Annotated in this window: 14 protein-coding genes; 10 read left to right on the forward strand and 4 right to left on the reverse strand. The window is 40.1% G+C overall.

Annotation, left to right across the window (positions count from 1 at the left end):
* Positions 1-156 precede the first annotated feature (156 nt).
* Both HWQ40_RS12165 and HWQ40_RS12170 read right to left on the reverse strand, forming a co-directional pair.
* Positions 157-2,406 (reverse strand): DUF1796 family putative cysteine peptidase, encoded by a 2,250-nt coding sequence (locus tag HWQ40_RS12165; protein WP_292778040.1) that lies wholly within the window; start codon positions 2,404-2,406, stop codon positions 157-159.
* A 531-nt stretch (positions 2,407-2,937) separates the two neighbouring features.
* The gene (locus HWQ40_RS12170) at positions 2,938-4,467 is read right to left on the reverse strand and encodes an AAA-like domain-containing protein (protein WP_292778042.1); all 1,530 of its coding nucleotides are present in this window, start codon (positions 4,465-4,467) and stop codon (positions 2,938-2,940) included.
* A gap of 534 nt (positions 4,468-5,001) precedes the next feature.
* Here HWQ40_RS12170 and HWQ40_RS12175 point away from each other — a divergent pair.
* The 10 genes from HWQ40_RS12175 (at position 5,002) to HWQ40_RS12220 (ending at position 13,281) form a co-directional block, all read left to right on the forward strand.
* A complete protein-coding gene (locus HWQ40_RS12175) occupies positions 5,002-5,244 on the forward strand; it encodes a hypothetical protein (RefSeq protein WP_292778044.1) in 243 nt (80 codons plus the stop codon).
* 388 nt (positions 5,245-5,632) lie between these two features.
* Positions 5,633-6,487: a hypothetical protein gene (locus tag HWQ40_RS12180; RefSeq protein ID WP_292778046.1), complete on the forward strand. Its 855-nt coding sequence runs from the start codon at positions 5,633-5,635 to the stop codon at positions 6,485-6,487.
* 24 nt (positions 6,488-6,511) lie between these two features.
* Positions 6,512-6,865 (forward strand): hypothetical protein, encoded by a 354-nt coding sequence (locus HWQ40_RS12185; protein ID WP_292778048.1) that lies wholly within the window; start codon positions 6,512-6,514, stop codon positions 6,863-6,865.
* A 293-nt stretch (positions 6,866-7,158) separates the two neighbouring features.
* Entirely contained in the window at positions 7,159-7,377 is a 219-nt protein-coding gene (locus HWQ40_RS12190) for a hypothetical protein (RefSeq protein WP_292778050.1), read from the forward strand.
* 524 nt (positions 7,378-7,901) lie between these two features.
* Entirely contained in the window at positions 7,902-8,618 is a 717-nt protein-coding gene (locus HWQ40_RS12195) for a heme oxygenase (biliverdin-producing) (protein WP_292778052.1), read from the forward strand.
* Between the two features lie 174 nt (positions 8,619-8,792).
* Positions 8,793-10,175, forward strand: a complete 1,383-nt coding sequence (gene hemN / locus HWQ40_RS12200; RefSeq protein ID WP_292778054.1) for an oxygen-independent coproporphyrinogen III oxidase — start codon at positions 8,793-8,795, stop codon at positions 10,173-10,175.
* 587 nt (positions 10,176-10,762) lie between these two features.
* Positions 10,763-11,041 carry a GlsB/YeaQ/YmgE family stress response membrane protein gene (locus HWQ40_RS12205; RefSeq protein WP_292778056.1) on the forward strand — a complete coding sequence of 93 codons (279 nt, stop codon included), beginning with the start codon at positions 10,763-10,765 and terminating at the stop codon, positions 11,039-11,041.
* Positions 11,042-11,212: 171 nt separating this feature from the next.
* Entirely contained in the window at positions 11,213-11,905 is a 693-nt protein-coding gene (locus HWQ40_RS12210) for a manganese catalase family protein (protein ID WP_292778058.1), read from the forward strand.
* Between the two features lie 506 nt (positions 11,906-12,411).
* The gene (locus tag HWQ40_RS12215; protein ID WP_292778060.1) at positions 12,412-12,537 is read left to right on the forward strand and encodes a hypothetical protein; all 126 of its coding nucleotides are present in this window, start codon (positions 12,412-12,414) and stop codon (positions 12,535-12,537) included.
* Positions 12,538-12,540: 3 nt separating this feature from the next.
* Positions 12,541-13,281 carry a DUF3891 family protein gene (locus tag HWQ40_RS12220; protein WP_292778062.1) on the forward strand — a complete coding sequence of 247 codons (741 nt, stop codon included), beginning with the start codon at positions 12,541-12,543 and terminating at the stop codon, positions 13,279-13,281.
* Between the two features lie 720 nt (positions 13,282-14,001).
* On the opposite strand, the gene HWQ40_RS12225 is transcribed toward HWQ40_RS12220, so the two are convergent.
* Both HWQ40_RS12225 and era read right to left on the reverse strand, forming a co-directional pair.
* Positions 14,002-14,679: a response regulator transcription factor gene (locus HWQ40_RS12225; protein ID WP_292778064.1), complete on the reverse strand. Its 678-nt coding sequence runs from the start codon at positions 14,677-14,679 to the stop codon at positions 14,002-14,004.
* Between the two features lie 285 nt (positions 14,680-14,964).
* Positions 14,965-15,939, reverse strand: a complete 975-nt coding sequence (gene era, locus HWQ40_RS12230) for a GTPase Era (RefSeq protein ID WP_292778065.1) — start codon at positions 15,937-15,939, stop codon at positions 14,965-14,967.
* Between the last annotated feature and the right edge of the window lie 333 nt (positions 15,940-16,272).

Genomic DNA, 16,272 nt, shown 5'->3' on the forward strand with positions numbered 1-16,272 from the left:
TAACAAATGCGTTCGCCGAAATAACAAATGAGTTCGCCGAAATAACAAATGAGTTCGCCGAAATAGCAAATGCGAATGCCGAAATAACAAATGAGTTCGCCGAAATAGCAAATGCGAACGCCGAAATAGCAAATGCGAACCCCCCTACCTAGTTTCTCACCCCTTTTGTATTTTCGGTGGACACCAAAAGAGGTTTTTGCTGGACACACCAAGAGATTCCAGAATTCCTCGCATCACCTCTGTGCAGTACATCCAATGTCCCAAATCGTCATACATGCGATCGGGATTAAACTCGACATTGTAATGCAGCACATTGGGAAGGTCTAAAAACTGATCATCGCTTTGGGGAGAAAGAAGTAAGAGATGAAATGGCTTTCCCTGACATTGTTTTTGCAGCTTGTTGACTAAATCTATCACACCACCGCGATCGCTAATTCCTGTGCGGACGAAAAGTACTTTGTCACAATGCCGCAGTGCATACCAAAACCTTTCAGAGCGTGCTGTGTATCGAACGCGCATCCGTTCATGGACGGGAGACATATCATTCGTGGGGTCATCTATCTCCTCAACTTCATGGGCAAAGGATAGACCTGACCACTTACTATGGTAAATTCTACCTGCATCGGGACTGTAGTGTAGAAAAGCAGGGTTCCACATATCATCAAAACCATGTTTGATCGCATCCGCAACATCTGCAATATTAGTGGTGCGCGTTAAATCAAACGGAAAGGCGGGGCCGTCATACTCCATCTTATATAGCATCATGCGGACGGCACAGCGATCGCCAAGGGGAAGAATCGCCACACGGCTAATATCCAATAACTCACATTTGTATTGGAACAACACCGCAGACTTAGGTGGTGCTTTCACCCGGCTTTCTAGCCCATCTTTACCAATCATCATCGTGCGAAAAGGGGCATCGGGATAAAGCGGATCTTCATAAACACCCGATGGCATGGCTTTAAGTGCGTTGCAAACCTCCGTCCACATCGGCTGAATGTTGTACTCGTTGTCTGATTCGTTGATTATCCAGAGGTGGCGTTCATCCGCTTGCAAAATCCCCAAATGCCCGTCATAGAATAAAACGTTGTTCGGCGAAAAGAGATTGAAGGCGGTACTATATTCTAGGTCGGTATTAGGGGGGATGTTTATTGTAGTTGCGATCGCACCATCCTCTACAGCCAAGAAGGGGAGCGTCCCTGGCTTGGTATCTTTCGTAATGTAAATACCTGCTATCAATCCCGCCTGACTTTGCAGTGCAGTTTGTAGTTCCTGCCAATAGGGAGCGATCGTGTAGCTGTATTGCGATAAATTAACGATCCGTAAACGCTTCTCTCCCATACAGACAAAGACATGAAAGCCCGTATTGTCAAAGTAAATAGGAAATTCATTCGGTTGCTGGAAACGTTGTTTTTCTTTTGCTAATGCGTCTTTGTCGATATCGAATAGGTGGTGGTCGATCTGCTGATACATGAGGCTATGACCGACTGTATTCGGGTGAGCCGGGTCGAAGGATGTCCCCGCTTTCCATCGTCCTTGTCCATCATCTACGGCTGCCAACCAATCCAATACAGTCACGCCCCAACTTAGCATCCGGTTGTGTGTGTCTCGGATCAGCGAGTAATGTTCTAGGGAATAATCTCCGTTGGGATAGACTCCGCCTAAAATCGGTATTGCTCCAATGTCGCACGTCATTTTCACAAGCTGCTGCAAGCCACTTTCAAACCGCCGCTGTACTGCCCGCCGTTCGTGAGGGGGACAGTAGGCTAACCCTTCGTTGCCTAGAGACAGGGCAATAATCACAATATCTGGTTGTTCTGGGGTGACGAACCAGGGAAATCGAGCGATCGTTCTGCTGACATTCGCTCCCACCTCCGACACATTCACGAGTTTATGTCCATATTTTTGCTGTAAAGCCTGTGCCAACAGCCAGACCCAACCTTTCAAAAACCAAGCTTTATGACTTAATGCAACGGAACTGCCAATGACTACGATTTTTAACCCTTCAGACTCTTCATCCAAGGGTCTTCTGACAGCAGGTTCCTCAATGTATCCGAACGGATAAGGTTGTAAATAACCGAATGCGCCATCATCCACAATAATTGTGCTGACATCATCATTAGAGTCAATCTGAATCCAGCGATTTGTATCTAGTAAGCTTTCCCATCGGGCATTACCGTTTGCATCGAGACGTATGTACTTGTATTCAACTCTCTGTCCATCGCCTGACTCTAAAGGTGGCTGAATGTCAATTTCTATATCTGTCCACCATAAAGGATAGCGATCGCCACTTGTACGCAGATGAACACATTTGCTAATGTCCCACAATCCCAACTCTGGAGTAGAACCGACGAGACCAATGGATTCGCCCGTTTGAGTGTATGCACTGATCTGGAATCGATACATAGAGTTTATCCTGATTTAGTGAGGACAATACCAAACACAAAGGCTAAATCTTTAAACCTGCTTTGACGATATCACATAGAAATTTGAAACATCACGTATTAATCTTGTTAAGTATACTGAAGCTCTGATTTACATCACCCAAAGCTACCAGCAGTCAAGCTTTTCAAAAATTAAATCGGATTTATATAAAAGATTTAATACTGATTAAATAAAATATATTGTATTAAAAGTCTCATTACAACCAAGAAAAAATCAAGAAAAGGATAAGATTAAGTTAAATTTTTACTTCAATAGCACTGAAATTCGCAAGTACTTGGTAGCGAATGCTATCTATTCCAGTTAACCAACATTTAGAGGTGATAAATGCGATCGCTTACTATCTTAGTGGTAAAAATAACGTGAGTTAGACGGCTCATGTAGTAACCGCCTAATTAGCTTAATGAAGAAATCTCTCCCCCTAGCTGTCAACTCTTGGTTGAGGCTTACTTGTGAGGTGTTGTCTTGTCCCACTTATAATTCGTGTGCCTGTTCTTAGCACCCATAACTGTTGATTTGCGGCAGGCGATCGCAGAAAAACGGACGAAATAACTCGCAGGCGAGACTTGCCTTTATACCATGCAGATGCACCAATCCTAGCTTGTGCAACTGGGAAGCTTGCTCTACTTCGCAATCTACAGGACTTGACTGGCTGACTATTTCTGTAAAGGATGGCAATAAATTGGGATAGCGTTGCAGGTTCCACCATTGCTGTTCTAAGTGGTCTGCATAGATGGCGGCGGCGATCGCAGAATTTATTAAGAGTTCTTCCAGGGTTATTGTCTGTTGTTGTAGGTAATAAAATGCTAAGTCCAACCGATAGGGATGTCCCCCTAACAGAGCAATCAGGCGCTGGGTTTGTGACGCGGTTATCTCCTGTTCGCACCTATATGCTAGATCCTGCACCTGAGCAGAGGTAAACTCAGGTAACTCAATCACCACCCCAGTATTCAAGAGAGAGGGATTGATCGAGGAAGGCATCAGGATTTCAGTAGAATGAACCATCACCAGTCGCAGCTTGTGCCAAGGATTAATGTCTGCATCGCCTTTTTTGGTTTGCTCCGACCAGGTTCGTAAAAGTAGGAGAAATTCACGAGCAATGTCGGGGTAGGCAAAAAGCTGGTTGAGTTCATCGATCGCAATGACCAGGGGGCGATTCTTCCTTGGAGACGCTGCGTGATCGAGGTTAACTAAGATAACATCCTCGAAGTAATCGGTGGCGTTCGATTTACTGCCCAAGGAGTTATCCCAAAAATTGGCGATGCCTACGGCGGGTTGCACCAACGCATTTGGCAAGTCTAACTGCTTGCTGACTCTGGCACAGAACCATTTTAAGAAGCGATCTAGGTTCTGTAAAATCTCGTCGTTGGCAAGTTGCAAGTTCACGGAAACAGTGCGATCGCCAAGAGTTTCAGAATAAGCCAGAATGCGGGCCATTAGCGAGGTTTTGCCCATTTGTTTGGGGGCGCGGATGTTGATCGACGCACCGGGTTGCTGAATGGCTTCGTAACAGAGGGATTCGAGGATGGGACGATCAATGTAAAAGACTGAATCTAGTGGTATCTGCCCTCCTGGTGGGTTTGGGGAACGAAGGTACAGATTGTCTTGCGTTCGGCTCTGCCGTCCCTTCGGGAATCGTTCCATTTTGTGGGTTTGGCTTACATTGTTGCGAGAATCGCATACTGGTTCGATGCAGCCGCAGGCTTCAGCCGCGGACATTGAGCCAATCTTGGCAAGACTGTCTTGATGAGGCTCCAAATAGAAATAATCATTCTTTAATAAGGTCATATTAAAGGCATTGAAGCAGCACTCCAAGGTTCGCTTATCAACTCCTACTGAGCCATTAAAGACCTTACTGAGGGTATTGGGGGTTATACCTGTTTTCTCACTTAGGTCTTCGAGAGTGTATCGTTTAAAGTTTTGCTCAATTTCTAACTGAGCTTTTGCCTGATTGAGTTTCCTTGAGCCTTGAATCGTCAGAGTCGCACCCCGCCGCCGGAGATGATTTTTCGATTGTAATTGCATTTTTACTTTGAAATAAAGTATAAAAATGTGCTTAGTAATTTGCTTACTAAATATAGATAACTGATGCACTTTACAAATTTATGCAGTATAGTTACAAATCTTAAGTGATTAGGCTATTGAGTAAAATTGGCACCTTGAGCCTATTGCCATTGGGTTTCTAAATTGGCAAATACAGTATCAGAATTACATTTTGCTTACAGTGACATCAATAATTTTGCACAACTACTTACGGATGCAATTCAAAAAAGTCTATTCTCAACGTGCCTGGGAGTTGGAGTTTGCTCTGGGAAAGTAAACAGAAGCAAGCAAGTTCTTAACTTGGGGGTTTTTCCAAAGTTAAGAACGCCGTTAACTGAATGGTTGCGAGGCACTTAAATTTTTGGTAACTGAAACCAATATAAGGAACAGCTTTGGGGATTTGCTGGTGCTAAATCCTTAACTTTTTTCTTAAAGTTGTAAACCTTGGTAGTGTTAGGAATCGGAAATCTGTAGTGTTGATTCATATCAAGCTAATATTAGCCTTCTGGAGGTTGTATGACTTTTCTAATTCCTAGTGAAAATAGCCAACCCAATCCTAGTCCTAACGACACTAACCCAATTGAAAGCCAAATTATGGCAATGACTACCGAAGAAGATTTGCAGCAAGAATTAGACTCAGTTCGCGCTAATTACCAAAAATGGCAAGCCAAAAACGATCAGACTGCAATAACAACACAAACTAGACTGGCGCAAATTATTCATCTCCGTGCTAATCAAATAGGAGTTCAACTAACGTAACAGTAGTAACGCTACCACTAGATACTATTAATGGCTCTTCAGCTTGTGATCTATTGAAAATATATGTGGGGTTAGAATTACTTGAACCATGTTTTAATTTTAATATCATCATTTCCATAATTCCTCAGCAGAATAGAGGTGGGAATTAGAGCAAAGACAATCTTAATTCTGGAAAAATATTTATTAGACTTATCCGTAAAGCAACATCCAAGCCTTGTATAGTAAGCGTGAAAACCTAATTTTCGGACAAGTCTATTGAATATTTTTTAACAAACAAAGATTTTCGGTAAGTTTCGGTAAAATTACAAGAAGAGTGCGATTTAATCGCAAGGCAAGATTCGTAATTGTCTGAACCTAAATCAGCATTTATAGTATATGAGAGATACTCATGATGAAAAAATTTCATAAAACAGTGGTAATATTTGCTACTGTCGCAGCTTTAACAAGTGGTTGTAACTCTAGAGAAAGGTATAAACAATTAGCTGAAGTAGGAAACAAATATTCTCAAGCTGTTGACCAACTATTAATAACTGCTGGCAATATTAAAATCGACAAAACTTCGGAAGAGATTTTAGATAAAAAAAGAAGATACAATTCTGTAAGTTCAACTGACTATTATGAGAAATCTAAACTTGATAATGAACGATTACATATTATCAATGAACTGCGTAATCACAATCAACTTTTGGAAGCTTATTTTTCTAAACTGCAAGAGCTAGCATCTTCCGATGCACCTAATGAAGCTAAGACAGCAATTGCAGGTATTGCAGATAATCTCAATAATAGTGGTGCGAGCCTTCAAAGAATTCAAAGTGTAATTGTGTCACCTATAGCCATAATAGTTCTTGATTCTCAAATTCATGGCGCACTTAAAGAAGAATTAAAACAGCGTAAAGAAGCAATTATTAAACAGCTAACAATACAAGAAAAACTACTACAATTCCTCAGTGAAGATATCCAGGAAGATGTAAATAGAATACAAGAACTACAGGAACAGCGCCTTGTGATCCAACCACTTACTCAGCTACAGCCCATTGCTGATGAAGAGCAATGGATTGCAGAACGGAGTAATATCCTGACAATGAATATAAAAATTGAAGGACTCGTAAGAGCAAGTAATACGTTAAAAGAATTCAAACAGACTTTCCAGGATTCCCTTGAAGGAAAAACTTCCGTTACACATCTCAATTCTGTTTTAAAAGATATTGATTCATTTTTAATGTTAGTTGCCACTATTAAATAGTTAACATTCATGAGAAGTAGTACCATGACTAATCACTTAATTAACGAACCTACAATGATTGCTGACATACTTCAACAACAAATTGACATACTTAAAAAACAGAAAAAAGTATTTAGTATGGCTCGAGATAAAGAAACTGAACCAGATAAAAGAAAAACTTTGGATGATACCATTTGGCACTCTCAAAGCCTCATTGATAAACTCGGTAATGAGAAATTAAAAAATATAGAAATTGAATTAAAACCACTTGAACCCCAACTTCAAGAGGGGCTAGAAAATTTAGAGAAGGTACAAGAGGATATTAACAATACAGTTAATATTTTTAAAGAAGCAGAAAAATTTACAGGTGTAGTGAAGGGCATATTCGGATTATTCTAGTTGATATTACAGTGAGATGTTTGCAACAACCTGCAAAATACCTTACAAAGACTGAAAATTTCGTTATTGAGCCGATCTTTTCTAACAATAATGTAGAGAATTATCAACCGCATACATGATAAGAGTGCAATCACCCATATTGTAGGGTGCGTTAATGAAGTGAGTGTAAGGCACCAAATCAAATATCTCTAATTCAGCGATGTTCTACTTCTGCAATTATTCATGCCTTCATTCAGCAATCCTGAGTACTACATAATTATTTCTAAATACCAAATAACACATTCATGACTACTATGAAGATTCAACAATTTCAAGGAACATCAAAAGAAGGGGATTTTCAATCTGCTCTTCAGGAAGCTATTAATGAAGCATTAAAGGTTTTGAGCTTTATTGATGGTGCAACCATATCAGATCAACGCATCGCATGGAAACTTATTGAAATATCAGGTAGCAAAGGTGGATTCTTAGGAGAAAACGCGATTACTGTGACGATAGAAGCCCAACCAAGTTAGTGCGATCGCTCTTTTTGAGTGAAGCAAGGCGATCGTTTTTTGGTGTTATGGAGTGCGATCGCTCTTATTAATCTCTGCTATTTTCAGATTAAGGTTAGAACACTGCTTTAATCGTTGGAAAAAGTCTGGATGATTTGTATTCAAAATCAGGGTAAATGCGTATGTGACAGTGTTATTTGTCTTTTCAATAACTCTGTTATCAAAGAATCTGATCGTTTCAGGAGAGTTAAAATACCGATTCCAAAATCAGTTTTGTTACTACTCAACAGAAATGTGCAGGAACAGTAAGCATCAGAAAAACATAAAATAAATACTAATATCTTTATAGTTATATATAAATTAATAGTTAAATAATCTTAGGAGAAATAAAAATAGCTGGGATCTACATCGGCTGTGGTACTTGCTGGATAGACTGATGCAGATCCTCTCTAAACCTAGAATAACAATCTTTTAGCTGGGACTGGCAGGCATCCTAAGTCGGTGACTGCCCAGAAACCTTGCGCTTGAACATGAAGGAAGCAACAATGAGTAGCAATCTCGCCATCAAACTGCGTTCTGGAACTCAACAAGCCCACACCTCAGCAGAAAATGTGGGATTCATGAAATGTTTTCTGAAAGGGGTTGTGGATAGAGACTGCTTCGCTAAATTCTTAAGCAACTTGTATTATGTCTACAGCGAACTAGAAGCGGCATTAGAGAGCCATGTAGAACATCCTGTGATTAGTGCAGTTTACTTTCCTGAACTTAATCGCCAATCCTCACTTGAAAAAGACATGGTGTTCTATTATGGGGATAATTGGAGAGAGCAAGTTACAGTCTCACCTGCTGCTCAGAGCTACATTAACCGCATTCGGGAAATTTCTACTAGTGAACCAGCCTTATTGCTAGGTCATGCCTACACTCGCTACATGGGCGATCTTTCTGGGGGTCAAATGCTACAAAAAGTTGCTCAGTCAGCCCTGAAGCTTTCTGGCTATGAAGGCACATCCTTTTACAACTTTGAGCAAATTCCTGACAAAAAGGCATTTAAGGATAAGTATCGTCAGGCATTAAATGCATTACCCGTTGATGATATAACAGCAGAACGGATTGTTGCAGAAGCTAATAATGCCTTTGGATTAAATTTACAAATGGCTCAGGAGTTAGAGGGAAGTTTAATTAAAGCACTTGGTCAAGTCCTGTTTAATAGCCTGACTCGTTCTCAGAATTCAGGTAGCACTGAAGTAACTGCGGCTAATTAATTTTTTATTAGGTATTGGGCATTAGGCATCCCTTCGGCTTCTCTACCAGACGCACTCGCGTTAGCTCAGGGCAAGTGGGCATTGGGCACAAAAAAGAAACTTGTTCAATAATTTTCTCCCCCTAGTCCCCAGTTCCCAGTCCCCAGTCCCCCTCATTCCTTGGAAAGCAACTCAATGGTTTTTCTATTACCTGGTGTCAAGTTTGATCTGGATCTGATCCAAAAGTACGATACTCGCGCACCTAGATATACCAGTTATCCGCCCGCTACAGAGTTAAGCGAAACATTTACTGAAACTGATTTTAAGGCCGCGATCACTGCCTCGAATCAACGCAAAACTCCTATAAGTTTATATTTTCATATCCCCTTTTGCCAAAGTGCTTGCTACTTCTGTGGTTGTAATACAGTTATTTCCAACAACAAGAATATTGCTAAACCTTACGTAGAGTTTTTGGTTCAAGACATTAAAAACACCGCAGCTTTAATCGATTCAGATAGAAAAGTACTGCAAATCCACTGGGGAGGTGGTACTCCTAATTACTTGGAGCGTCACCAAGTAGAATTTTTATGGAAAAACATCAATCGCTATTTCAACATCGATCCCCAAGCAGAAATCTCAATTGAGATTAATCCCCGCTATATCGATAAAAACTACATTTTCTTTCTGAGACAGATTGGATTTAACCGCATTAGTTTTGGCATTCAGGATTTTAATCGCCAAGTTCAAGTAGCTGTCAATCGTGTCCAGCCAGAAGAAATGCTCTTTGATGTCATGAGTTGGATCAAAGAAGCTAAGTTTGAAAGTGTGAATGTAGACCTAATTTATGGTTTACCCTATCAAACACGTGAGACATTTCAAGAGACGCTGAAAAAGACGATTGAATTAGATCCTGACCGAGTTGTTGTCTTTAACTTTGCTTATGTACCGTGGCTAAAACCGACGCAAAAAAATATTCCTCAAGAGGCGCTACCTCCAGCCGAGGAAAAGTTAGATATTCTGAAAATGACCATTGAAGAATTGACGAATAACCAATATCTATTTATTGGGATGGATCATTTTGCTAAAACTAATGACGAATTAGCGATCGCTCAACGTAATGGTACTCTTAAACGCAATTTTCAGGGCTACACTACCCACGCCGAGACAGAATTATTTGGTTTTGGTGCAACATCCATCAGTATGTTAGAAGATGTTTATGCTCAAAACCACAAGGAGTTAAAGGATTATTATCAGACACTGGCAGCAGGTAGTTTACCTGTTAGTAAAGGTATCAAACTCACTCAGAATGACATTATTAGACGGGATGTGATTATGGGTATTATGTCTCATTTTCAGCTTTCTAAGCAAGATATTGAAAACAAATATCATATCAATTTTGATGAATATTTCTCTGAGGAACTAGAGGCGTTAAAACCACTAGAAGCCGATGGTCTAGTCAGTTTATCAAAAAATCAGATCCAGATTACCGACATCGGTAGATTACTAGTAAGAAATATTGCCGTCATATTTGATACTCACACAAGAACGCGAGAGACAAAGTTCTCCCGCGCTATTTGATATCGCTTCTGCAAATCTTTACCATATCTTATCCCCTCAATCTACCTTAAAAATAAAAGTTGAGGGGATATTATTAAGACTATAGCAATCTGATTTTATTTTTGAACTTATTTGCGTGGTGCATGAAGTGCAACGCAAGCGTGATAGGCAGTCAAAAGGTAATTTAAATAAACTTGTTAAATAAAAAATGTGCAAAAAGCTTGGTTAATTATTGATATAGATAATTAATAATGAATTATAACGAAAATTTCAAAGATTTTTAGAATAAATATTTTTAATACATCCCCAAAAAGTTAGATACAAACTTTATGTCTTAAGATAGAGATAAAAGAGAATTGATTGATTAGTAAATTAACATTTAGTTTTGCAGACAATAATTATGTCTAGAACTATATATTTTTAATAACTTCTAACTTAAATATGCAAAAACTTACCTTTAATATTAAAATGTGAAAATGCCAATTCTCATCCAATTTAGATGTAAATTATTTTGTATAACTTTTGGATTTAGCATTTACCCCATCTGGTAGAAAGAATTTGGAATTAGAGTTGATAGCTTAGATATAAGTGAGATTGTTGAGGCGGTTATGAGTATTATTGCTTGGATAGTTTTAGGACTTTTGGCAGGTGCGATTGCTAAAGCTATTTATCCTGGCTATCAAGGTGGTGGAATTCTCTCCACAATGATTTTGGGTATCATTGGTGCTTTCGTTGGTGGAAGTCTGTTTACCTTGCTACGAACAGGAACTCTGCAAATTACTTCGGCTGGCGCTGGTTTAACTCTCCCTGGTATTTTAGTAGCTGTGCTTGGTGCAATTGTTGCTATTTATATATGGGGATTAATCAGAAGAAGCAGGAATGCATAATCGCTGATTAGCAGTTATCAACACTCACATGAACACTGTATTTTATCAGTCTTTTAGTTCACCAATTTGAGAAGCTATTAAATATCAGATTAGCTCTTACTGGAAAAAACTAAAAGAAAATAAAATAGCCGATCCTTTCTGTAACATCATAATTTTGGGAAGTGTAAATCTATGTTTTTTCACAAGAAAGAGCCTATTCATGCAGTTAACATTAGTGAACCGAACCCTCGTTTTGCTCAGTTACTTTTAGAGCAGTTTGGCGGAGCTACTGGAGAACTTAGTGCAGCACTTCAATATTGGGTTCAATCATTCCATGTCGAAAATCCTGGCATTAAAGACATGCTGCAAGACATTGCGCTCGAGGAATTCAGCCATTTAGAGATGGTTGGCAAACTCATCGAAGGTCATACAAAAAATGTGGATCAAACAGAGGCTTATAAAAGTACTCTCTTTGCAATCCGAGGGGTTGGGCCTCATTTTCTAGATAGTCAAGGTAATGCTTGGACTGCAAATTACTTGAATGAAGGTGGAGATGTAGTGCGTGATTTAAGAGCTAACCTTGCAGCCGAAGCTGGCGCTCGTCAGACTTACGAAGAATTGATTAAGTTGGCAACCGACAAAGGAACCCAAGAGACTTTAGTCCATCTGTTAACACGAGAAATTTCTCATACTCAGATGTTTATGAAAGCTCTAGATTCACTAGGTAAGTTGACAGATCCATTCTTTGGTAATATTAAGCCAGATGAAACTGTTGCTCTCTACTACAATCTATCTACAAACGGAGATGGTAAAGATGAGCGTGGCCCTTGGAATTCGGAGCCAACGTTCAAATACGTTGCTAATCCACTAGAAAGCCACTCTTAATTGCATAGGTTGATTTTCAGCAAAGAGATTTTTGGTATATTCTGAAAAAATCCCAATTATCTAGTGGGCAAATAGCCTACCTTCTTTAGAAAATTTTGGGCTATTTGGCTACATTTAGTGAGCAAAAAAAATTCCCGACTTTTCTAAGAAGTCGGGAATTTTATTTAAGTATTTGGGTATTACACTCAATTGAAAATAGCTATAGCTATTAAATATAGCGGTTCTCGTTTACGTAAGGTACATCCGTAGGGGGCACGGCATATTCCATTGGTGTCAACTTAACGTGAAAGCCAGCCTAGAACCAGCTTTTAGATATTGTCTCGTTCCCCTGCTCCGATTGGGAATGCCGTCCTTGGGGCTGCCGCCTCCCTTGCTGGCGGCTCTGCCGCCAGGAGCAGCATTTCCAGCAAGAGGCTGGAAACAAGGTTTTAAAGGAGTTTCAGCTTAAGTTGACACCAATGGGCATGTTCCTTACAGCTTACGATGTAATTTTGTACCGCATCTGAATGGGAACCGCCATATTCAGCCACACTGAAAAAGTTAGAGCGATCGCTGTTTCAATTTCTAACCCAACATTTCTGACTTCAGAAATTAATTTAACTCAAAATCAAAACCCAGAATCAGGAGATTAAGTTGTGATTGTCAACGCTACGCCAAATGGTTGGGAAGTTATTTATCATCGTGCCCATGCTTTATTAGCAGCTGAACTAGCGGGACAATGGCGACGCAAAGATGCTCCAGTAAGGTTATATGAAACGGTAGCTGCAATTTCCCATCACGATGACTTAGAAAAAGAGTGGGAAGAAGATATTCTGACTGAAGCGGGTGCGCCAAAGGACTTCACCCTTGAGTCAAATCCCGATGTAGATGCTGGTGCCGATAAATTGGCTAATTTGGCAAAGAATGCTCTTTACCGTGGAAGATGGGTGGCTCTATTAATTTCTATGCACATCAGCCGTTTAAATGAGCCAAGCCGGGGTAAGTCTTCAAAATTAGACAAACTTTTAGATGAGCAACTTCAAAACCAGCAACGTTGGCGTAAAGAACTGGGCATCACAAAGGAGGAAGTTGATGCAGCCTATGCATTTATGCAATGGTGCGATCGCCTTTCGCTTATTCTCTGTCAACAGGAATTACCTGACGATGAGCGGTTTTTAGAAATTAGCAAGGGTCCTGAAGGTGAGCGCTATGACATCATGCAGCGCAGTGATAACTTGGTTGTTGTCAAACCCTGGCCCTTCCAGGACGATAAATTCACGGTCAACGTCGAAGCCTGCGACCTCTCTCAGGTGAAATTTGAGAGCAGCACCGAATTAACTCAAGCACTACAAGAAGCCCCGATCAAGGTACTAGAGTGGACATTTGTTAAGAGTTAGATGCATAGAGCTTACAGCTATTTAGCTGAAAATAGCTGTAAGAAAACTAGGTTATGCGATCGCACTCTTCTATCAGCTCCCTACTTATTTTTGCAATGGCGATCTCAGTAACAATTATTGCACAGGGTCATGCTGTGGATATAACCCAAGCTGCTGAGACATAAAAAGTAGCGATCGCATTTAGCGCTAAAGGCGTGAGGTCAGTTTTGATTATTTTAACTTTTATCTAAAGATGTACTGTTAAGCCAGATTATTATTACTTATGATAGTTCCTTTAAATCATTCCAATCAGTGAAAGTAAATATACTTAATAACTGAGGTTCAAAGCATGGACTCAACAGGTAAGGTTCAAACTGTGGACTCATCCTGGTCTCTTCCACTGCCGTTGAAAGAGTATGCAATGAGCCGAGTAACTGTCTACTTTTATAGCGACAGATGGGTTCCAATTAAATATTGTTCTTTGGAAAAGGCAATTTTGCTTCACCAGAAGGCAAATTTAGAAGGCAAGGAAATTTTGTTATTTCCTACTAATATAGACCCTAATCAACTCTCAAACTCTTTTAACTAAAATGCATTGAGGTAGACTATTTTTCAAACATCTTGGCAACAAATGAATCGGCTATAGAGGCGTGCATATATATGTACGCCTCTACTTGTAAATGGGATTAAAATTCGTGCTAACTTGAAAGCAAAAAGTGTGGCAATCGCCAGATAAGGTAATCAAACCAAACCAGAACGCAATGCAACGACTGCTGCTTGCACGCGGTCGTCCACTGCTAATTTATTCATAATCCCCCGGACGTGAGTTTTGATGGTGTTGGGACTGAGATAGAGTTTTTCGGCAATCTCTGGGTTACTCAACCCGTCTACCATCAGCTTTAACACTTCTAACTCGCGCCCAGATAAATTGGCAGTGTTGGTGGTAGGTGAAGGCGGTTTGAGATTATCAATCACTCGCCGCGCAATTTGGGGATCGAGATAGGCTGCACCATCAACTGCAGCTGCGATCGCACTTAACAATCGTTCCACACTTGCACCTTTTATACAATACGCATCTGCACCGCTAGATAGTGCTGCAATAATTTCTGTCTCCGTTTGATGAGATGTCAACATCACCACATGAGTTGCTGGCAGCGCCGCCTTAATTTGCTGTGTCGCGGCAATACCATCCAATCGCGGCAACCCAATATCCATAACTACCAAATCAGGTTTCAGTTGCAGTGCGGCTTGAACTCCCAAATAACCATCTTCAGCTTGTCCAACAATCTCCAACTGAGGATGAGCCATTAACGATTGTTCTAATCCCAACTGCATCATTGGATCGTCTTCGACAATTAACACACGCAATGGCGGAGCATCGATCGGTAAATTTAAGGGATAGCGAGTATCTAAAGACATTTTTATTAGTTAGGAGTTAGGAGTTGGTGGTTAGGAGTTAGGAGTTAGGAGTTAAGGATTGAGAATAGCTTTCAAGGTTAAGTATTTAGGTTTCCAAAAAATAATTGAGGAACTTCTCAATTATTAAACTGAGATTTAGGGCTTCAGACAATTATGTTGGTTCTGAAACTCAAGAAATTGATCTCATCTGATCTGAAAAACCTACCAATCATAAACAAAGCAGGAAGTCAGGAGTTATTCATAACTCTTTAATTCCTAACTCCTAACTCCTAACTTCTAACTTTTCTATTCTTCCACGCGATAGCCTAACTCTGCTAAACTAATCCGCGACTGTCGCCATTTTGGCTGAACTTTCACAAACAATTCTAGATAAACTTTACCAGCAATTAATTTTTGGATTTGTTCGCGGGCTTCACTACCAATTGCTTTGAGCATTGCTCCACCTTTGCCAATGAGTATGCCTTTTTGAGAATCACGTTCAACGTTGATGGTAGCAAGCACACGGGTAATGCTGGGAGTTTCTTCTACTAAATCAATTGCGATCGCAACTGAATGGGGTACTTCTTCACGAGTCAATAATAAAATTTGTTCTCGGATCAATTCACCCATAATAAAGCGTTCTGGCTGGTCAGTTACTAAGTCTGGAGGATAATATAATGGCCCAATTTCTAAATGTTCAATTAATAATTCTTGAAGTTGCGGTAATCCGGTACTAGTCTTGGCAGAAAATTTCACGATTTCCCATTCATGGGACTGGGCAATTTGGGCATAGCTATCATCTATAAACTGAGAATCAGCCGGTTGTTGGTCGGTTTTGTTCACCCCTAGAATTACCGGTGTTTTGCTGCGACTGAGTAATTCGGCAATGTAGCGATCGCCCGATCCACAAGCCACAGATCCATCTACCACAAATAACACTACATCTACCGATTCAATGGCAATTTTGGCATTTTGCACCAAGACTTCGCCCAATTGATGATGGGGCTTATGAATTCCTGGCGTATCTACAAATATTAACTGCGCTTCTGGTGTAGTTAATACACCGCGCAAACGGTTACGTGTAGTTTGTGCTACTGGTGATGTAATGGCAATTTTTTGTCCTACTAACTGATTCATCAAAGTAGATTTACCGACATTTGGACGACCAACAATGCCGATAAAACCTGATTTGAATTCAGGAGGAGCCTGGGGAATTGTTACTTCTCCTGAAAAAGAGAAAGTGTAATTTTCAATACTAGTCACCTTTGGCTCCACCCTCATATTTGATAACTGGGATAACTTGGTTTTTTCTTAGACACAAAATAGGCATAAAATTACCCTGGCATTTTTAGGGATTGCTTTTGCCGAGGTTTAATCTACTACTGGCTCTACACTTATATTTTACAGCTGAGATAACCTTAGTTGTAGTATTCAGAAGTCAGAATTCAGTAGTTAGAATATAAAAAAAATTAAAGTCCAAGTTTACCTCATTTCATCGGTAATTATACCAAACCCACATAAATTATGACTTCTGGCTCAGGAGTTGCTGAATTTTTAGACTTTGTTTTGTTTTTTGATACAAAAGAAACATAAAATTACTTTGGCATTAACAGG

The sequence above is a fragment of the Nostoc sp. NMS9 genome (assembly GCF_017114995.1).
Taxonomy (GTDB): domain Bacteria; phylum Cyanobacteriota; class Cyanobacteriia; order Cyanobacteriales; family Nostocaceae; genus Nostoc.